The organism is Tissierella sp., from assembly GCF_032104385.1.
Lineage (GTDB): Bacteria > Bacillota > Clostridia > Tissierellales > Tissierellaceae > Tissierella.
The window spans coordinates 47,092-67,404 of sequence record NZ_DAMCHJ010000007.1 but is presented as its reverse complement, the minus strand read 5'-3'; the positions used below and the strand labels follow the sequence as shown (position 1 = coordinate 67,404).

Below are 20,313 nucleotides of genomic sequence, written 5' to 3'. Positions count from 1 at the left end.
CTATGCCATTGCTCTCTCTAATTTATCTAAATATTTAATTGGAAAAACCCTAAGTAATTCCTTATATTGCTCTACTGATAATCCTTGAACAGTAGTATATATTTGAATCTTTGTATCTAGATCTGCAGCTATAAACCTCTCTTTTATTTCTTGAAAAGTATCATTTGTCTCCATGATTTTTCCTCCTTCTTATAACCTTATACTTATTATGTTAAATACTTATTCTTTTATACAGTTGAACTTAAATCTTTTAATTATAACTTCTAAGTTTTACATATCCTCATATGATGAATACTAAATATTTATATGGAAATAATAATTTTTATAATAATTTTTAAAAAGGAGAAAAGCCTATGAATAATACACCAAGAATCGGGGTCAATACTATTAGAAAAGAAGCTTGGGATAAGGTCACAGGTGCTGCAAAATATAATGGTGATCTCTTAACTCCTAATGCATTACATGGAAGAATATTACCAAGCCCTTATGCACACGCAATTATAAAATCAATTGATACAAAAGAAGCTTTAAAATCCAAAGGTGTTCAAGCCATAATCACTGGAAAATATATGCCCATATTAGTAGGTTCCATCATCAACGATAGGCCACCTATAGCAAGAGATAAAGTTAGATATTTCGGTGAACCTGTAGCTGTGGTTGTAGCAAATAGTGAGCAAGAAGCTATGAAAGCATTAAAACTTATTAAAGTAGAATATGAAACACTTCCTATAGTTAATTCCGTATTTGATGCCATAAAACCCGATGCCTATCTTATACATGAAAATCTGGGACATTATTATTGTCCTGATACTCGTGTATATCCTGTAGGTCATACTAATATAGCAGACCATGTAAAAATTAGAAAAGGAAATATGGATATTGGGTGGCGAGAATCTGATATAGTTCTTGAGGGCGAATTCTCTTTGCCTCAGTCAGATCATCTAGCAATGGAAACTAGAAATTCTAAAGTTCAAATATTGCCGAGCAAGGATACAATTGTACATACATCAACTCAATCACCCTTTGCAGTTAGAGAAGAAATAAGTACACAATATAAAAACTCCGAAGGGAATGTTATTGTTCGCACACCATTAGTAGGTGGTGCCTTTGGTGGAAAGGCTGGAGTTCAGATGGAATTTCTTGCATACCTAGCCTCCTCTGCAGTTGAAGGTAAAATGGTTATAATGGCAAGTCCTAGGGAAGAAGATATCTCTACTTGGCCATCTAACATAGGTGTAAATGCAAAGCTTAAAATAGGTGCCACATCAGATGGATTTATAAAAGCTTTAGAATGTACTTATTATGTAGATTGTGGCGCCTATACTGGTACTGGTCCACGTATGGCAAAGTCCATATCCATTAACTGTTCTGGCCCCTATAATATTGAAAACATTCATTGTGATTCCTATAGTATTTATACTAATCATTGCTATGTTACTTCTTATAGGGGATTTGGTCATGTAGAGCTTACCTTTGCTATTGAAAGAATGATTGATAAGCTGGCATTAGCACTATGTATGGATCCCTTGGATATAAGGCTAAAAAACGCTATAGTAGAAGGAAATACTTCTCCAACACAAACCAAAATAACATTTAATAATACTGGAAATCTAACATCTTGTCTTTATAAATTAAAAGAAGCTATTAATTGGGAGGAAGGACGAATAATTAAAACAAATAAAGGCACAATTAAAGCTAAAGGGATTTCTTGCTTTTGGAAATCTGCAGATTCCCCTACTAATGCCACTTCGGGAGCTGTACTCACTTTAAATGCTGATGGTAGCATTAATTTAAATGTAGGTGCTACGGAAATTGGTCCAGGTATGAAAACTACTTTAGCTCAAATACTAGCAGAAAAGATGAAGATAGATGTTGATGAAATTTATGTATTTATGGATGTAGATACACGAATAAGCCCGAAGCATTGGAAAACTGTTGCAAGTATGACAACATTTATGGTGGGAAATGCTGTTATAAAGGCTGCTGATGATTTAATAGGACAATTAAAGGAATTAGGTGGTATTGCTCTAAAATGCCCTCCTAATGATTTAGATATTGGTGAACAAAGAGTATATTTAAAAGATAATCCTACTAAATTTATTGACTTTAAAGATTTAGTTCATGGATATAAATATGCTAATGGTGAAGCCATATATGGACAAATGATTGGTAGAGGAAATTATATTATGAAAAATTTAACTAAATTAGAGAAAGAAACGGGAAAGGGTAAACCATCTGTTTCATGGACTGTAGGTGCTCAGGCTGTTGAAATAGAATATACCCCTAAGAACTATTCCTATAGACTACTGAAAGCTGCCACCGTTATAGATCTAGGTAGGGCAATTAACCCTAAGGCTGCAAAAGGAGTCATAATGGGTGGTATGAGTATGGGGATTGGTTTAGCAACTAGAGAAGAGTTTTTATATGATGAAAATGCCATATTAGAAAATACATCCTTAAGAACCTATAAGCTTTTACGATTTGGAGAAAATCCAGAATATCTAGTAGATTTTATAGAGACCCCTGACATAGATGCTCCTTTTGGTACTAGAGGTATAGCGGAGCATGGTATTCTTGGAATGCCTTCTGCTTTTGCCAATGCATTATCCTTGGCAGCAGAAGCCGATTTTGATAAGGTACCTATTTCACCTGAATTAATATGGAAAACCAAGACAGGAGGTAAATATGATACCCTTTGATTTTGAATATTATAAGCCAAATACAATTGAAGATGCCATTCAATTATTTAATAAACTTAAACTAGATGGAAAAAAGCCCATTTATTATGGCGGAGGAACAGAATTTATCTCTATGGCAAGAATGTACAATAGATATACAGGTGCAGTAATAGATATCAAAGGTATTCCTGAATGCAATGTACTCGAATTTAAAAATGACAATTTGACAATAGGTTCAGCTATAACTTTGACAAAAATTGCCGAAGAAAATCATTTTCCACTTCTTAGCCTAACAGTTAAAAGAATAGCAGACCATACAATACAAGATAAAATTACATTAGGTGGTAATTTGATGGGAACCATTATATATAAAGAAGCTATGCTCCCCCTCCTCCTATCTAATAGTGAAATAGTAGTTCAAGGTGATATCTGCAAAAAAACTCTAAAGATAATAGATTTATATGATAAAAAGCTGCAACTTACAGATGATGAGATTATAATCCAAGTAATAATAGATAAAAAATTTCTCCAATTACCCTATAGCCATGTGAAAAGAACAAAAAATGAAAAAATAGATTATCCTCTAATTACAATGGCTGCATTAAAGGATAATGGTAGAATTTCTGTTGCTTTTAGTGGTTTATGTGAACATCCCCTTAGATCTATTGATATAGAAAAAATTCTAAACGACAATTCTGTTTCCAAAGATAAGAGAATTAGAAAAGCTATTGATAATATACCCTATGAAATACTCCATGATATTAGTGGTTCTTCTGAATATAGAAAGTTCATGCTATATAACATGTTATATGAATTACTTAATAAATTTGAGGGGGTCAATTGAATGCTAGAAATATTAAAGCCTACGGTATTAACCTTAAATATAAATGGAAAAGATAAAGATGTAATTGCTAAACCCTCAGATATATTATTATTTACTTTGAGAAATGAACTTGGGCTTACTGGGGCAAAACCTGGTTGTGAAAATGGAGATTGTGGAGCATGTACGGTTTTGGTAAATGGGTGGCCAATAAAATCTTGTTTAATGCTTACTGTTGAAGCAATTGGAAAAGAAATAATAACTATAGAAGGGTTGAATAATGCTCCAATTCAAAAAGCATTTGTTGAAAGTTTTGCCTTCCAATGTGGCTACTGTACATCAGGCTTTTTAATAGTCTGTCATGCACTATCTCAAATCCACCCAAATGCAGATGATAATATAATACAGGAATGGCTTCAATCCAACTTATGTAGATGTACAGGATATGCCGAAATTGAAGATGCTATAAAATCAATATTAAAAGATAAAATTAATTAACTTATAGTAGGTGAATAAAATGGATATTATCGAAACAACATATGATTATATTTTAAAAACAATTTTTGGTGTTGCAAATCCTATAAAAAAGTCTATAATGAAAACCCATTGTAAGGTTCATAAATTCATTAATTTTCACGCCTTAAATATCATTAAAAACGATAAATATCTAAATGAATATAGATTATTCCATAGTTTTATTCTAGATATAAATGAAGGTGCTGTATGGGCAGACCAAGATTTCAAAAGCTCAAATCATTTCTATAATCCTTACAAAAAGAGGGGTTTATATGGAAGAAAATCTGCTATGGATTTAGGAACAGATTATTATGAAGAAGCTCTTAAACTATGGGATAAAGAAGAATTTAATAAATCTATGTTCTATCTAGGGGCTACTTTACATATTATTCAGGATATGACTATACCACAGCATGCTAATATTAGATTATTAGATAATCATCATCAATATGAATCATATGTTAAACATACCTATGAATATATAAAGGAGTTTCAAGCCGAAAAAGGAACTTATTTGCTAGATTCTATTCAGGACTATATAAGATTTAATTCAAGAGTAGCCATTAAAATATATAACAGATTTAAAGTAATCTCAGATGATAAAAATCGTTTTTATCGTATTACCAGATGTGGTCTTCCCTTAGCAGAAAGAACTACAGCAGGAGCAATGATTATGTTTTATAATGATATAAAATAGTCAACCTCTACTCTATACAGAGATTGACTATTTACATTAAAATCTTTCTTTATATAATTTCATGGATGTTTCTTTATCTTCTTTACTTCTATTAAATAATGCTTTATAAAGCTCAGATATTATTAAGGGGAGAAATGCAAAACTTGCAATAATTCCCCAATCAACTAACCTCAGTGGAACAGTATGGAATATTGGCTGTAGAGCCGGAACATATATAACTCCTAATAAAAGGAAAAATGATAGTGTAGTTGCATATATCATAGTTGGATTTGAAAAAATTCCTATTTCAAATAGAATATGCCTTTCCGATCTACTTGAATATGCTCTTAAAAGTTCCGCCAAAATCAATGTTGAAAAAGCTATAGTTCTAGCTTTCATTAGGCTATCTGGAAAAACCTTAAGTCCCCAAATATAAGCCAAAAATGATGTAGCACCAATAGTTATACTTTGGACTATTATATCTACCATCATATGCCTATCTATTATTGGGGAATCTGGGTTCCTAGGTTTTAGCTTCATTATATCCTCCTCCCCCTTTTCCATTCCTAAAGCTAAGGCGGGAAAACTATCTGTTACTAAATTTAGCCACAACAATTGTATTGGTAAGAGTGGTATAGGTAGATTAAATAATATACTAGTAAAAACTATTATAATTTCCCCAATATTACAGGATAAAAGGAAAAATACAAATTTCCTAATATTGCTGTAAATTACTCTACCCTCTTCCACAGCAGCTACGATACTTGCAAAGTTATCGTCAGTAAGAATTACTTCAGCTGTACTCTTAGCTACATCTGTACCAGTTATACCCATGGAAATTCCAATATCTGCTTTCTTTAAAGCCATGGAATCATTAACACCATCTCCTGTCATTGCAACAATTTCTCCATTGGCTTTAAGTGCAGAAACTATCCTAACCTTATGTTCTGGAGATACTCTAGCGTAAACAGTTGTATTCTTTACTATATCCTTAAAAGTTCTGTCTGAGATGCCATCTAATTCTTCACCTACCATGACCTCATTAATAGACTTAGCAATATCTAGTTCTTTGGCAATTGCATAGGCAGTCTCTCTATAATCCCCAGTTATCATAATAGGCTTAATACCTGCTTCCTTACATTTAACAATAGCATCTTTCGCTTCAGGGCGTGATGGGTCTATCATCCCTACTAATCCAACGAATATCATTTCCATTTCAATACTATCAGAAGAAATATTATCTGGAAGATTATCATATTCTTTGTAAGACAAGGCCAACACCCTTAAAGCATCCTTAGCAAAGAAATTATTAACATCTAATACCTTTTTTCTTAGGCTATCATCAAAGACCTCTATTTCTCCATTGACACTAATATATTTACACCTTTTTATAACTATATCCGGAGCCCCTTTTGTAAAAGATACGATTTTTCCTGGTATATAATTTTTATGAAATGTTGTCATCATCTTTCTATCGGAATCAAATGGCATTTCTTCAATTCTAGGACATTCCTTATTCATAGTATATTTAGTTATATTCCCCTTATGAGCTAATGTAACCAATGCTCCTTCTGTTGGATCTCCAACTACTTTAAATGCTTCATTGGCACTATTAATATCTGCATCATTTGCCAGTACCCCTATAGATAATAAATTCTTTAGATCAATTACTTCTTTAGGATTAACCTTTTTTTCTTCTATTTTAAAATCTCCTGTAGGATTATATCCTACACCAGTTACGTTATAAATTTTATTACCTGTAAAAAGTCTTACTGCTGTCATTTCGTTTTGAGTTAGAGTTCCAGTCTTATCTGAACATATAACTGTTATACTCCCAAGGGTCTCAACAGCAAGAAGCTTTTTAACTATGGCATGTCTTGCCACCATTTTATTCATACCTAAGGCTAATACAATAGTTACAATAGCAGGCAGACCTTCAGGAATAGCAGCAACAGCTAAACTAATTGCCACCATAAACATATCCATTACTTTTCTTCCCTGTAATATACCAACGCCAAATACAATTACACATACTACTATGGTGATTATACCTAAATACTTTCCTAACTCATTTAGCTTTTTCTGTAATGGGGTTAATTCCTCATCAATGGATTGAATCTGTGTTGCTATCCTGCCAATCTCCGTATTATGACCAGTCTCTACTATTATTCCCTTTCCTCTTCCGTAAGTTGCGATAGTACTCATAAAAACCATATTTTCTCTATCTCCTAAGGGAATATCATCTTCATAGACCTTATTACTTTTCTTTTCTACAGGTACGGACTCCCCTGTTAATGATGCCTCATCAATTTTTAGATTAGAGCTTTCAACTAATCTGATATCAGCTGGAACTATGTCCCCTGCATCAAGCACTACTAAATCACCAGGTACTAAATTAGCAGCTGGAACTACATCTAAATATCCATTTCTGATAACTTTGGCAGTTGGAGATGTCATGTTTTGAAGTGCTTCCAATGCCTTTTCGGCTCGTCCTTCTTGATAAATCCCTAAAAATGCATTAACTACTACAATAGACAATATTACAATAGAATCTCTAGTTTCACCAATAATAATAGAGACCAATGCTGCAGCAATCAAAATTAGCACTAAAAAATCTGAAAACTGTTCTACTATCTTTGAAACAAGGCCTTCTTTAGGTTTTTCCTTTAATTGATTAGTCCCATATTTCTCTAGCCTTTTCTGAACATCTGTATCAGTCAAACCTTTTTCTATACTTGTCCCTAGGTTTTTTACTACCTCTTCTTTTCCTAACTTATACCAGTTCATTTCCCTCCCCCTTTTCTTCTTGTTTTGCTCCTTCATATCAGTATTCATTATATTTATATAGTTTGTCCTTCCTTTTTATGACTTATTTTTTAATTTGTATAAAAAAGATGCAATAGTTTCAGCTCCTATTACATCTTTTTTATACTCTTTGTATTCATTAGGACTTTATAAAATTACTCTTCCTCCGGCATCTCCCAGTTATGGTATACTTCTTGAACATCGTCATTATCTTCAAGCATATCTATTAGTTTCTCCATATTTTTAATATCATCTGGATTAGTTAATTCTACTGTATTTTGTGGAATATAAGTAAGTTCTGCCATGGCAAATTCATAACTCGCTGCAGCTAGACCATCCTTAACGAACACTCTATATTCTATATGTTTATCATAGTCCAATACTACATAATATTAGTTTATATTTAAAGTATATCATAGTAAATTACCATGTACAACATCCCAATCTACTAAAAATATGTATTCTCTGTAGAAGGCGATTTAAGGCATGATTATTTTCATCTAATGCTATCGTATGGCTAAAACGAAATAGGGCATCCTGTGGAGAAATGCCTTTCTGTGATGTAGTGTTTCCAATGGTTACAGAGGTTGATTTTTCACAAAATAGACACTCTACTCCTTGTTTATCTATTATTTCATATATCTTCATCACACCCTTTCTACATTTTATCTAAAAATAGAGCCTAAATTGGCTCTAAATAAGTTTATAAGATTATGGTTTTTCGGTTGTGGCTTGTAATAACCAGTTTATCTTTTCATATGTTGAACTGGTTATTATTTTTTCACCATTGGTTAAGTCATATTTTAAGTGCTCTTTGACATTGTTAATGTTATTTATTAGTTGAATTTCTATATCATTTAATTTTTCTTGATATTTTTTGTCACTGATTTTCTCTAGTATTTTATCAATGTCGTCTTCCATGTATTTTTTATGTTTTATACTACTAATTATTAAATCTCTTAATTCAATTAAGTCTTTAGTTAGTTTTTTATTTTCTACTCCTTCAAATTGAACTTTATTATTGCCAACACATCCATTTGAAATCCCTAATGCTAGTGCCAAAATCAACAATAAAAGTAATATTCTATTGTTTTTCATAAAATCTCCTCCCAGTTATATCCTTTTTTATAGTTTATTTAAGTTAATTTTCACTAAAATCAATTACTGCTTTAACTAAATCAATCATATATTTAATCCTCTTTTATATTATTCATAATCTAATACACTCAAGCTACCTTGTGTGACACTTTCATTATATTTTGTCATTATTTCAAAACTTTTTCTATCATTAGGTGAAAGTCCTTCACTACCTACTGCATAAGTCCAATCAGTATCAATTACATCTTTATTTTCATCATAATAGGTTGCTTTAACTTTTATATAAAAAAATTTTAAATCACTAATATTTTTTACATATCCTGTATAGTAAATATAATTGCCACTTACAGTCATTTTTACACCCTCAAATTCAAATGGATTTTTTCTATTATCCTCTATTTCTTTTTGTTTTTCCTGTTCTTTTCTTTCTTTTGCTTTGGCAACAGTAACATAGTGTTCTTCATCATTTTTTTCTAATATACCACTAGATACCTTATAAACATTATCATCTGAAATAACTTCTCCAGAAACAATTGTCTTACCTTTTATTCCATCTAATGCATCAATAAAACTATATTTACTATCATTGTTAAGTTTTTCAAAATCCGAACTAAAAACAGTTAATTTATATCTTCTATATTTTCCATATCCACTGTCCCAAATACCGTTGTATGTTATAGTAGGTACGGCATCCGTTAAATTATAACTTTCTTCTTTTGCCAAGTTTTCCACCTTGGATATTATAGATTTTTCAAGTGTCTTTATTGAATGTAATCTTGCTCTAAAAATAATTGGTGTTATAATTATTACTATTAAAAGAATATTTACTACTAACTTTTGAAATCTATTTAATTGCTCATATTTATAAAGAATATCATTTTTTTTAAATCTCCCTTTATCTGTACTCATATCATTATCCCCCTTATCCCTTTTACTTTTTCTACACCTTATATATACCACATAGCACTTGAAAAGTCCTTCTTTTTTTGATAGTTTTATGTAAAAGTTCACTTTAATCTTCTATTATTGCAGATGCATTAGTGCTATTTATCTTTACATTTTGGCTGTCCTTCCACTGTATATTCACATTATCACATCCAAAATAAAAAAGGGGCTACTATAAAAGCAACCCTATCTTGTAGATTTACATACAATTGTCTTATTTGAATAATCATTATTCCAAACTACAACAAATACAACATCCCCAACCTCATATCTCTCATTATTAATTGATTTAAGCATCTCTTCTCTACCAAACATTTTCACCCTATATGTATTATCATCAACAATTTCTGTTATTAATCCATAAATCATATTATTAAATTTAAGATATTTTAATTTATAATCAACAAGTGTATCTATAGATTTAAGTATTTCGTCTCGTATTTGCCATCTCGTCATATTATCACCTACTTTTTATATTTTATTAGCCCATAGTTTTGCATATGTTGATAAAGTGCTTATTGCACTTTCTATTTCTCTAGCATCTTTTACGTTTGGAAATTCTAATTTAGAGATATGATAGTGATTTTCTGTTATTTCTGTAGTTGGCTCTGGGTTATATGGTTTGCCTTGCATAGATGCAGGTATAACTTGTTCGCCACGATGTAAAAAGGCTAATCCATCCATTGGAACAAAGTTAGTACCAACATCATAAGATGCAGCCTTAGCACTACCACCCGGCATAGGTGCAGAGAAACTACCTCCCCCACCTTTGCTCATTTTTCTTTCAGTCTCTTCCCAAAATCTTAGCTTGCTTTTTAACCAACTAACTTTATCTTCAACCCACTTCTTCATACTTGTCCAGATATCCTTCATACCATCCCACATATTTCCAAACATATCATATCCAATATGGAAAAAATCCGACACTGTACTCCTTAACCATTCAAATAATGCACTAAATATATCACTAAACCATTCTATTATAGATTCCCATACTGATCTAAATCCTTCCCATAAACCCATCATAATAGATATTGCTAAATCAGTAAATGCAGTTATTGCAAGTGTTAAGTAAGTTTTTATAGCTTCTAATGATAGATTAAATACATTTTTAATCAAATCCCAAAAGTTACTAGCAATACTAACTAATCCATGCCCCATCCTCTCCCAATCTCCAGTGAATAATCCGATAAAAAAGTCTAATATTCCTTTAATTATCTCTAATGTACTTTGAAATATTGTACTGATAATTTCCCATACAGTTTTCGTATAATTTATTATGTATTCACCATATCTATCCCAAATAGATCGAAACAAGAATATGAACATTTTTACTACTTCGATAATTAAATCAAATATAGTTTTTATAGTTTCAGCTACATCATTGAAAATCTCTTCATTATCCTTGTAAAACTGAACTAGATTCTCTACTAACCAATCTATAACACCAATAAATACTTTAATTACTTCACCCATTACATTAAATGTAGTTTCTACAACTACTTCAATAGTTGGCATAGCATCTAATACATAATCAACTGCATTTGATATTGCAGGAGATAACTTTTCACCTAAATCTAGTATCATTCCCGACATACCGACTTTTATTTTTTCTATACTTCTACCGATACCGCCATCCATAGTTTCAAATGCCATTTCTGTAGCACCCGCACTATTAGCCATCTCACCTAGATTTCTAGCGAATAGTTCTGTTGAACCACCTGTTAATTGAAGAGCTGCATTACCAGCCTCCACACTACCGAATAAATCATTAATGGCTATATTGTTATCTTTTGCATATCCTTCTAACATCTTTAAAGCATCTTGAACACTTCCACCACATGCAATAAATTCTTTGAAGGATTGCCCACTTAATTCTCTAAATAATTGAGAAGTCTTTGCAGATTCCTTTGATAACTCAACGAACATTTGTCGCATTTGAGTAGTTGCAACACTTGTTGGTGTACCTTGGGCAGTTATAGTTGCAAGTCCTGCTCCAACCTCTTCAAATGACACTCCTAAACTTGATGCAGTAGGTATTACATTATATAGAGAATTAGCTAATTCATCTGCACTTGTTTTACCAAACTTTATTGTTTGGAACATTATATCTGATATTTTACCTGCTTCAGTAGCTTCAAGTTGATAAGTGTTGAGGATTGATGTTAGACCATCTACCATAGTTGATGTTTCAGTTACACCTGCAATAGCACCTTTTTGTGCTACCTCCAAGAAATTAAACACATTTTCATCACTTACACCCGCAGATAATGACTCATAAAGTGCAGGAATTAACTCGTTAGGTAATACACCCATCTCCTTAGACAAATCTTTTACTTGTTGTTCCATTTTGCCCATTGCTTCCTCTGTTATATCAGGTAATAATGTATATACTGAATTCATCTGATTTTCAAATTCAATAAAACTATCTATACCTTTCTTGATAGTTACACCAATACCTGCAACTACACCTGCAACAAGACCAGTTATTGCAACTTTAGACCAGTTGACCATACCATCAATTTTACCTTTGATTAGCCCATCTGCTTGGTCAAGTCCAGTATTCAATCCAGATGTATCGGCTTCTATCTTGGCGACATATGCCGCTAAATCTATCTTTGCCATTTTCTCACATCCTTTCACTTCTGAAAAAATCATAAAAAAAAGGCTAAAGAGTAATAACTACTCAATAGCCCTTGTTTCGTAACCGTTTAATTGTCTTAATTTCCCAAAATCTGGTTCCGTTTGGTGAATTGCACTTTCTTTATATAATGCATCTCTACCCTCTTGAGTTTGTTCAAGTTGGAATATTCTTGCCCATTTTAAATAACTTAAGAATACTGCATATGGTAACTCCATTATTTCTTTATAAGACATACCATATTCTTTAGTAAGAAATGCAATATTTCTCATATATTCAATTTCTGGTTCTTTATATTGGCTATCCCCAACATTACTATTATTACTTCTTAATTGAATGTCGGGGATTACTAGTTTGGGTTATTCTGCACCTCGTTTATATGTTTCATCATCTCTTCCATTATGATTTTTAAATATCTAATGTCCGTTAAATTTTCTTGAATATATTTTAAGTTAATTGTCTTAGACTTATCTAATTGCAATATAGTTAAAACTATACTCTGTAATCCCTTTAACTGAGATTCAAAGCCATCTGCCTTTTGTAATTCTGCTTGTTGTTTATATATCTTTAAAACAAAATCAGTATTTACTTCCCCAGGGATATTAAATTCATCTTTGTTTGGTAATGTAAACACTAAAGGTTCTTGAACCAATACACTTAAATCTATTATTTTTGCCATTCTATAAACACTCTCCTATTATTTCATTATTTTTAATGTAGTCGACTAAACTAAAAAGGGCTAATTAATAGCCCATATTATTCACCTGTTTCTACTGGAAATGATTCAATTATCTCAACTAGATTTCCTTCACTATCTGACAATGCAGTAAACTCATAATTCAACACTAATGGATTTTCATTATCAAATGTAAATTGGAATCCGTTAGTAGCTTGAGCCTTATAGATATTTACTGTTAAAGTTCCTGAACCATCTTTCTTTCTGTGAACAAATCTCAGGTAATTTATCGGAATTCATCCTTTACCACCGATTTTAATCGTTTTGGTACCTTTTACAGTATCTTCAGTTACTGTTGCAGGTGCTAAATTTGCAAGGTTATCAATTAACCATGTCATTATTCCACAATTAAACTTGACAGATTCTTCTGATACAAATGTCATTATTGTCCCTCTGTTAGCACTCTTTATTTCTTTGATAGTTGGACTATATTGTAACGTAGCACCACTTTCAATTGCACCCACATTTTTTAAAGCTGCTTCAATTTCAACCTCTGTTGCACTTTCAACATTAGCAACCTTCCCCAAATATAATTCTCCTGAACCTAATACTATAGGATCACTTTCTTGTCTATGTAATGTCATTATAACCACTCGCTTTCTTTAATTTATTTTCTTACAATAAAATAGACTACACTAAGATAGTCATTTTCTGGTGTTCTTATTGTACCGCCACCATTTAGAACCTGAATATTTCTTATAAATGTATCATCATTTTTAATAATCTTTTCCCCTCTAGGGTCATTCAAATAATCAATTACTTCTCTTTCTGTATCCTTAACCTTTTGAGGAGTAGGACTTACTATGTGAAATGTTAATTGATATTCTTCAATATATTGACCTGATAATAGTTTGTCTTTTATAACTATATAAGTTTTATCATCTCTTTTTTCAGGTTTATCTATATAAAATATACTGTCATTTTTATCTAACATAGATATTAGATTTACATTTTTAAATAGATGTTGCCTTAATAGTTTAATCATTTTGACAACACCTCCCCCATTTTTCTACGGATATTTTCTAAATTAGAATCAACTGTAGATTCAAGATATGGGACTCTTTGGTCTACAATATAAGCATATTCAATTCCATAAGAACCGACTTCCGTTTCTATTGTGTCACCTTTATCCTCTGTTTTATTGGTGATTGACCTACGCAACGCACCAGTATCAACTGGAGTTACTAATTTAATTTCTGCTTCTAATTCCATGCCCACTTCTTTCATAGCTCTTAAAACTTTATCATGCATTTGTTTTTTAGCTTCCTCGATTGTTATTCCTTTAGTCATTATGCCACCTTCTTATCGTCAAGTAATAGAATTAGATAATCATCCCAATCTTTAATCTCAACAAGATAGTATATATTATCTTTGTATCTGACTTGAGTACCTAGCTTTAATAATTCATCAGGGTCGCAAAATACTTTATATTTAGCATCTTTATCATAACTAAAGTCCCTATAATTCATTTTTTGAGTATGTGGTTGAACATCACATTGAATGGTTTTAATTGTAGTTATTTCACCTTCAACCCAAAGACCGCCTTCATCTACATAACCAGTATCGTTTAGTATAGATATTTCTTTATCGTAGAACATTTAACCCACCGCCCTAACACGACTCAAGGGTAGTGATTGTAATATCTCTTTAGGAATACCCCTCTCAAAAGTTTGAGATCTGCTACCTTGGCTCTGTTGGATTACTCCCGCATTGTTTCTGTTCTGATAATAGTAAACTGCCAAATCTACAATTTGAGTTTGAAATTTAGCTTCACTTTTTGCAAACTCTTCATCTGACCAACATAGATGAGATTGAATAGATTTTTTAGCTTTAGATAAATGATGATTTAATACAGTATCTTTACTATCATCAGTAATATTTAATAAACTTTTTAATAACTCTAACATTTAATCACCTACTTTTTAGTAGTAAAAAGAGGGACATAAAGCCCCTCTAATTTAACTATGCTAATGTTACATCATAGAATAACACTGCAATAGCGTCATCTCTTAATACAACACTATCATATACACAAAGACCTCTAACTCCATCTGCGAAAGCATTTTGTAATCTCATAGCTTCAAGATTATCTATTGCTTTACCATATCCTAATGCAGATTTATGTAATGCAACAACCTTACCTGCTGCAACTTCTTCAGATACTATTACAGTAAATCCATTTATCTTAGCATTAGCAACAATGCCATTTGCTAAAACTTCTGGATTTCTAGTAAATCTATCATCCTTTTGAAGTAAGTTTAAGTAATCATTGTTTATTACAACAAATCTATCAGTTGTAGGAACTTTAGATTTTCCTAGTAAAGTACCTAAATCAACTATATAGTCATATGCTTCAGTTACCTTAGCAATAGTTTTCTTAGTTGTAGCATTACCTATTTTATTAGCTGCCTTAACTCCTGCAACTGCCTTTCCTAATACATAACCGTCAATTATTTCTGCTAAAACATCTGAATGTTCTTTAACAGTTGCATCAATTAATTCTCCTGCTAACCCTATTTTGTCTACATCTTCAACCGCAAAAGCAAAGTATTTCTTTTGAGCCATTAACATTTCTACTGGAGTAGTTGTTATTTCCGCCCAATCAATTTCACCTGTATAATCTTTAACACTACCTGCACCTACTCTGTTAAATATAATCTTTGCACCTTGTGTATCTGTTGGTTTAGTAGTAATAACATCCGCTATTGATACACTGTGAAAATTCGCTATTAATCTTGCTTCCCATATATTTTTTCTAAATGTTGTAATTGCCATTATAACATCACTCTCTTTCTTTTATTTTAGTACTTCTTTAAAGACTAGCCCGAAAGTCTATTTTGCTACCTTGTCCCACAATTTATTAATTTCATCTATGCTCATATTAGATAAATCTTCCATAGAAATTTTACCTTCTTCTCCGCCTTTTGGTGGTGTATAACCACTACCTTTTAATCTTTCTTGAACTAAAGCTTCAATATGCTTAGAGAATACAGATTCAAGTGCCTCAAGGTTTTTATTTGTTGTTTCTTCATCGTTTCCAATGAAATATTCAACTAAATCTTTTGGAAGTTTCTTTTCATCTGCAACCAATAAAGCCTTATTTGTAAGTTCTTTTCTCAATGCATCGACTTTAATTTTCTCTAATTCTGCTTTAACCTTTTCTAGTTCAATATCCTTCACATCTTTCGCGGGAAATCTTTTCTTTATTTCCTCATCAATGAGTTTTTCAAGATTATTTGATTTCCATGTTTCAAGACCTTTAGTAAAATAACTATCCAACTTAGGTTGTAATAGTTTCTTACCATCATCATTACCTAAAAATGATTCAACTCTATCAGATGTTATAAAACCTCCGATATAGTTCTTTACCTCTTCATTATCTTTGTTACTTTCAATAAATTGTTTTACTTCATTAATATCCATTATCTAATCTCTCCTTTCGCCCTCTATGTCAATTAAGCCATATAGTGCAATGTATTGTTTTTTTTAATATAATTAAGCTACTTTAACAAAGATTGTTGAAGTAGCTTAATTAACTTATTCCTTTACTTTTAGCCCAATCAGAATAATTCTGATAAGGTATATTTTCTTTTGTAATATTATCTCGTCTTGTTGTAGGACTCCAATCTGGTAAATAAGGAGCTATTGCACACCTACAATTAGGATGTAAAGGTGGTTTTGGTCTTGATATATCTTCTAAATCCCATATACCACCATCCAATGCCCCATCCTCTGGATTAGTCTTTTTATCAAGTGTTGCTATCCAAATTACCTTTTGTACAACTTCACTATTTCTGTAAATTTCTTCACTTGCATTGGTCACCACACGAGCTAGTTCTGAATTTACCAATCTTTTACTCTGATATGCACTAGACCCAAATATATCTTTAATTTCCTTACTCATTTTATCTACTGAATAACCTTCATAGATACCTTTACCTATAGTGCCATATAATTTATTTACTAACCATTCTTTATTCTTCCATATTCTAGAACTGAAATTTTGACCTTGAAAATCTGCATTGACAACTGTATCAATAAATTCTTTTCTAAGTATTTTATAATTAATACCTATACTAAGACCTTTATCTATTGTATATGAAGTTTTATAATAACTTTCTTTATATGCACCATATAAAATAGAACCTACTATTCCAACTTCCAAAGGCGATAGCCCTTTATACATATCTTTTAATTCATTCTCAAATTTCCTTCTAGTATTAAATTTTTCTATACTAGACATATGTAATTCTTCACCATATTCCATGTACATAGAACCGATTTCACGCCTTAATCTTTCAAGGTATTTCTTTTGCTCTATTAATATCTTTCTTACTTCCTTATTAGATGTTTTTTCTAATTCAATTCTAATTTTAAGAATTTCTTTTTCTAATTCTTTTAGCATCTTAATCACCTAAGTTATTTTTATTAGCAATATAATCAACATCATCTAAATCTATTTTTAACTCTTCTTTTCTTCTCTTCTCTAATTCAATTTGAGGATTCTCAACAAATGGAAGAAGTGATAATAAAGTTTCATCAGATGCAAGACCTCTTAATTTAGATATTGTATCTGCAATTAAATTAACATCACTTGGAATATTCATAGTTAATTTTAATTTAATTGTCCTATAGTCATATTCTTGTCCTTTTGTAATTCTCAAATATTCAAAGAAATTCTTTAATCTCTTCTTGATTACTAACTCAATCATTGATTGCATTAATAGACATTTATTTTCTAATGCTATCATTCTTGACCTTAATGCAGTACCTGAAAGATTAGATTGTAGCTTTTCATTAGTATCTATATGAGATGCTAACTTGTATATTTTATCTTCTAATGTAGTTAATGAATTTTGAATGAAGCTATCTTCCATATTCTTAATTAAATATGAAACTTCTGCACTTGCAGGAACTTGAATTGCCCCTACTCTTTTCATTTCTTTTAATTCATTTTCATCTAATAACTCTGCACCAGTAATCTTCAATAGTGCATTTCTGAAATCTGATATTTCATTTACATAATCACTTAAAACAGTATTAAATGCATCATTCTCTGATTTTATATTATCTAACATTGATTTTCTTTCAGTATTAGCACTACAAACCACAATTGGTGGTTTATCAAATATATGGGTATTTCTTCCTGTTAATTTGATAGTTTCATCATCTATTATCTGATAATGTTCTATAACATTTCCATAATAGACATCTATCATTTCATTTTCAGAAAAGATGTTTTCTTTGTATATTTGAATCGCAAGTTCAACTTCTTTTTCTGCATTGCCACTTTCTAAGACAAACATTTGTAAAGGATTATAAACTGTTGCTTTAAAATCTCCACTTTCTGATATGTAGTGTAATTCATATGATTCGCCAAAAATATTAGCTTGTTTTAGTAATTCTTGGTCATGCACCTTAGACCAATAACCAAAATTTAAATCTATTGTGCTAATTAAATCATTATCACCAACGGTTGAAATATAACTAATTGGATTACCTATAGCATAAGCAATTTCATCATTGATAAACTTCTTAAAGAAATTGACAACTACTTTCTGATTACTCCTACTCTCATTCATGGCATAATTCCTTAAAATATCCATATTCCCATCAAAATAATTCTTATAAACTTTATATTTAACTTGATTTTTTCTTAATTCCTTCAAACATCGTAATATTAATTCTTTATCTACTTTCAATATATACACCTACTTTCTAAAATTGTACATTAAGGAATTGTATTTTTCCCGCTTGTTTATTAAGCTTGTCTATCTCTAAACTAAATTGAGCCACAACATCTGGAAAGTCATCATGTAATGAATAGTCGACACCTGCAAAATCTGCTAATTGTTCAAGTGCTTCAGTATCATCTTCATTAAAGATAATCCTTCCCATATTAACATCTGGAACTATTAAATTTATCTTTGCATCTTTATTCATCCTTTGATGGTCATTGATTATTGTTATATTTCTTGCCATTAACTCACTATCTTCTTTTAATAATTCTTTCAATCTAATGACATCTCCACCGCTATATGTTTGTTTCTCTATAAATACATGAGTAATATCTTTATATGTACGCAAATAAAAAAATATCTTATTCAGATACTCATCAAAATCAAATCTATATATTTCACCTTTTCTTATGTACTTAACTTTATTATCTGCAATTGATCCAACCACAAAGGCATAATAATCCCTTTTACCTTTCGTTCCACTTCCTGCAGGGTCTACCACTAGCATAGTTTTCTTGAAATTATGGCTTTCAATTACTTCTGCCGACTCTGTAATAATAGTTTTAAATCTCTTTTCCCCTATACTATCTACATCGCCTTGCATCTCTTGTTTAAATGAAATAGGATTTTCATAATATTGTAGGGCAATATCTAAACAATCCCAATAAGATTGCCATAACAAAGGATATTGCATTTCTTCTTTGTTCTGTAGATAATACTCTTTAGCATAATCAAGCCTATTTTCATTATCTTTATCAGTTAATAGCCTTTTAAATTCTTCCCAGTGACCACTATTAAATAATTCATCTACATCATCAACTAATATTCCTTTTTCCTGTCTAGTTTTCCATGTTGGAGATTTAGTTAATCTACTATAGAAACATTCTTTATGTTGGATTGTACCAACCGCAATCATAGTGCTATTATCTTTCTGCATTGCATAGTTGACATCATCACTAAATCTTTTCCATTTCTTTTCTCTCTGCTCATCTGTCATAACTTCATCATCCTTCTGATAATCATCCAATAGCAATAACTCAATTCTTTTGTTATTATATGACTTACCCCTTAATGTTGAAGCTGCACTTATACTTTGTATCATTGTTCTATTAGCAAACTCGACCTTTTCACTATTGTTTATATATTTTCTAGTATCATACATTTCACCAAACGCTTCTTCTATACGTTTGTTACCATCTACTGCCATTTTAATATTTCTTATAAACGTTTCCGCCGTATCTCCAATAGCACTGGCAATAACTGTATATGTTTTATGTTTATATAAACTTACCCATATTGCAGTTGCCATTGAGCCAAATACAGATTTTCCTGTACCTCTAGGTAATATATAAACTTGCTTATCGTGAAATTTATCTAAAATCATATCATTGACTTCATTCCACATTTCAAAATGTATAGGGGCTATATCTGCATTTCCTTCTGCAAGATAAACATTAGATAAGAAGTGCAAAGAAAAATATTCCAAACTTCTCTTACCAGTTGCCCATGCTAAGCCATGATAACCCCAAAGGTTATTTTTATGTTTTAACATTAATTCTTTGGCTTGTTCATCGCCATACATCTCTGCTAAATATGTATATAATAATTGTATATCTGTTAATTCGCTCATCTCATATATCACCTGCTTTCACGCTAAACG

At 31.2% G+C, this 20,313-nt stretch carries 23 protein-coding genes; 4 read left to right on the top strand and 19 right to left on the bottom strand.

Features of this window, described 5'->3' with window-relative positions:
• On the bottom strand, positions 1 to 174 hold the full coding sequence (locus RT714_RS08785) for a hypothetical protein (protein WP_313757201.1): 174 nt from the start codon (positions 172 to 174) through the stop codon (positions 1 to 3).
• A 179-nt stretch (positions 175 to 353) separates the two neighbouring features.
• On the opposite strand from RT714_RS08785, the gene RT714_RS08780 reads away from it, so the two are divergent.
• Genes RT714_RS08780 through RT714_RS08765 form a run of 4 tightly spaced genes read left to right on the top strand, consistent with a single transcriptional unit; the run spans position 354 to position 4,711 of the window.
• On the top strand, positions 354 to 2,699 hold the full coding sequence (locus RT714_RS08780) for a xanthine dehydrogenase family protein molybdopterin-binding subunit (protein WP_313757200.1): 2,346 nt from the start codon (positions 354 to 356) through the stop codon (positions 2,697 to 2,699).
• Entirely contained in the window at positions 2,686 to 3,522 is an 837-nt protein-coding gene (locus tag RT714_RS08775; RefSeq protein WP_313757199.1) for an FAD binding domain-containing protein, read from the top strand. The genes RT714_RS08780 and RT714_RS08775 overlap by 14 nt, the downstream gene beginning before the upstream one ends.
• On the top strand, positions 3,523 to 3,996 hold the full coding sequence (locus tag RT714_RS08770; RefSeq protein ID WP_313757198.1) for a 2Fe-2S iron-sulfur cluster-binding protein: 474 nt from the start codon (positions 3,523 to 3,525) through the stop codon (positions 3,994 to 3,996).
• A 19-nt stretch (positions 3,997 to 4,015) separates the two neighbouring features.
• Complete coding sequence (locus RT714_RS08765) at positions 4,016 to 4,711, top strand: zinc dependent phospholipase C family protein (RefSeq protein ID WP_313757197.1); 696 nt, start codon at positions 4,016 to 4,018, stop codon at positions 4,709 to 4,711.
• Between the two features lie 36 nt (positions 4,712 to 4,747).
• On the opposite strand, the gene RT714_RS08760 is transcribed toward RT714_RS08765, so the two are convergent.
• The 18 genes from RT714_RS08760 to RT714_RS08675 all read right to left on the bottom strand — a co-directional run bounded on the left by RT714_RS08760 (position 4,748) and on the right by RT714_RS08675 (position 20,283).
• The gene (locus RT714_RS08760) at positions 4,748 to 7,477 is read right to left on the bottom strand and encodes a calcium-translocating P-type ATPase, SERCA-type (RefSeq protein ID WP_313757196.1); all 2,730 of its coding nucleotides are present in this window, start codon (positions 7,475 to 7,477) and stop codon (positions 4,748 to 4,750) included.
• Positions 7,478 to 7,650: 173 nt separating this feature from the next.
• Entirely contained in the window at positions 7,651 to 7,845 is a 195-nt protein-coding gene (locus tag RT714_RS08755) for a YebC/PmpR family DNA-binding transcriptional regulator (protein WP_313757195.1), read from the bottom strand.
• A 361-nt stretch (positions 7,846 to 8,206) separates the two neighbouring features.
• Positions 8,207 to 8,593, bottom strand: coding sequence for a hypothetical protein (locus RT714_RS08750; RefSeq protein ID WP_313757194.1), 387 nt, complete (start codon positions 8,591 to 8,593; stop codon positions 8,207 to 8,209).
• Positions 8,594 to 8,701: 108 nt separating this feature from the next.
• A complete protein-coding gene (locus tag RT714_RS08745; RefSeq protein WP_313757193.1) occupies positions 8,702 to 9,502 on the bottom strand; it encodes an FxLYD domain-containing protein in 801 nt (266 codons plus the stop codon).
• Positions 9,503 to 9,724: 222 nt separating this feature from the next.
• Positions 9,725 to 9,994 (bottom strand): hypothetical protein, encoded by a 270-nt coding sequence (locus RT714_RS08740; protein ID WP_313757192.1) that lies wholly within the window; start codon positions 9,992 to 9,994, stop codon positions 9,725 to 9,727.
• A 15-nt stretch (positions 9,995 to 10,009) separates the two neighbouring features.
• The gene (locus tag RT714_RS08735; protein WP_313757191.1) at positions 10,010 to 12,163 is read right to left on the bottom strand and encodes a phage tail tape measure protein; all 2,154 of its coding nucleotides are present in this window, start codon (positions 12,161 to 12,163) and stop codon (positions 10,010 to 10,012) included.
• Positions 12,164 to 12,220: 57 nt separating this feature from the next.
• Positions 12,221 to 12,451, bottom strand: a complete 231-nt coding sequence (locus RT714_RS08730; RefSeq protein WP_313757190.1) for a hypothetical protein — start codon at positions 12,449 to 12,451, stop codon at positions 12,221 to 12,223.
• A 77-nt stretch (positions 12,452 to 12,528) separates the two neighbouring features.
• Positions 12,529 to 12,858, bottom strand: coding sequence for a hypothetical protein (locus RT714_RS08725; protein WP_313757189.1), 330 nt, complete (start codon positions 12,856 to 12,858; stop codon positions 12,529 to 12,531).
• 293 nt (positions 12,859 to 13,151) lie between these two features.
• Positions 13,152 to 13,499, bottom strand: coding sequence for a hypothetical protein (locus RT714_RS08720; protein WP_313757188.1), 348 nt, complete (start codon positions 13,497 to 13,499; stop codon positions 13,152 to 13,154).
• Between the two features lie 23 nt (positions 13,500 to 13,522).
• Positions 13,523 to 13,900, bottom strand: a complete 378-nt coding sequence (locus RT714_RS08715; RefSeq protein WP_313757187.1) for a hypothetical protein — start codon at positions 13,898 to 13,900, stop codon at positions 13,523 to 13,525.
• On the bottom strand, positions 13,897 to 14,205 hold the full coding sequence (locus RT714_RS08710) for an HK97 gp10 family phage protein (protein ID WP_313757186.1): 309 nt from the start codon (positions 14,203 to 14,205) through the stop codon (positions 13,897 to 13,899). Before RT714_RS08710 ends, RT714_RS08715 begins: the two co-directional genes overlap by 4 nt.
• A complete protein-coding gene (locus RT714_RS08705; protein ID WP_313757185.1) occupies positions 14,205 to 14,513 on the bottom strand; it encodes a hypothetical protein in 309 nt (102 codons plus the stop codon). Before RT714_RS08705 ends, RT714_RS08710 begins: the two co-directional genes overlap by 1 nt.
• Complete coding sequence (locus RT714_RS08700; protein ID WP_313757184.1) at positions 14,514 to 14,822, bottom strand: head-tail connector protein; 309 nt, start codon at positions 14,820 to 14,822, stop codon at positions 14,514 to 14,516.
• A 55-nt stretch (positions 14,823 to 14,877) separates the two neighbouring features.
• Complete coding sequence (locus RT714_RS08695) at positions 14,878 to 15,690, bottom strand: hypothetical protein (protein ID WP_313757183.1); 813 nt, start codon at positions 15,688 to 15,690, stop codon at positions 14,878 to 14,880.
• A gap of 57 nt (positions 15,691 to 15,747) precedes the next feature.
• A complete protein-coding gene (locus tag RT714_RS08690; RefSeq protein WP_313757182.1) occupies positions 15,748 to 16,338 on the bottom strand; it encodes a DUF4355 domain-containing protein in 591 nt (196 codons plus the stop codon).
• A gap of 109 nt (positions 16,339 to 16,447) precedes the next feature.
• On the bottom strand, positions 16,448 to 17,320 hold the full coding sequence (locus tag RT714_RS08685) for a minor capsid protein (RefSeq protein WP_313757272.1): 873 nt from the start codon (positions 17,318 to 17,320) through the stop codon (positions 16,448 to 16,450).
• A 1-nt stretch (position 17,321) separates the two neighbouring features.
• Positions 17,322 to 18,617: a phage portal protein gene (locus tag RT714_RS08680; RefSeq protein WP_313757181.1), complete on the bottom strand. Its 1,296-nt coding sequence runs from the start codon at positions 18,615 to 18,617 to the stop codon at positions 17,322 to 17,324.
• A gap of 16 nt (positions 18,618 to 18,633) precedes the next feature.
• A complete protein-coding gene (locus RT714_RS08675) occupies positions 18,634 to 20,283 on the bottom strand; it encodes a hypothetical protein (protein ID WP_313757180.1) in 1,650 nt (549 codons plus the stop codon).
• Between the last annotated feature and the right edge of the window lie 30 nt (positions 20,284 to 20,313).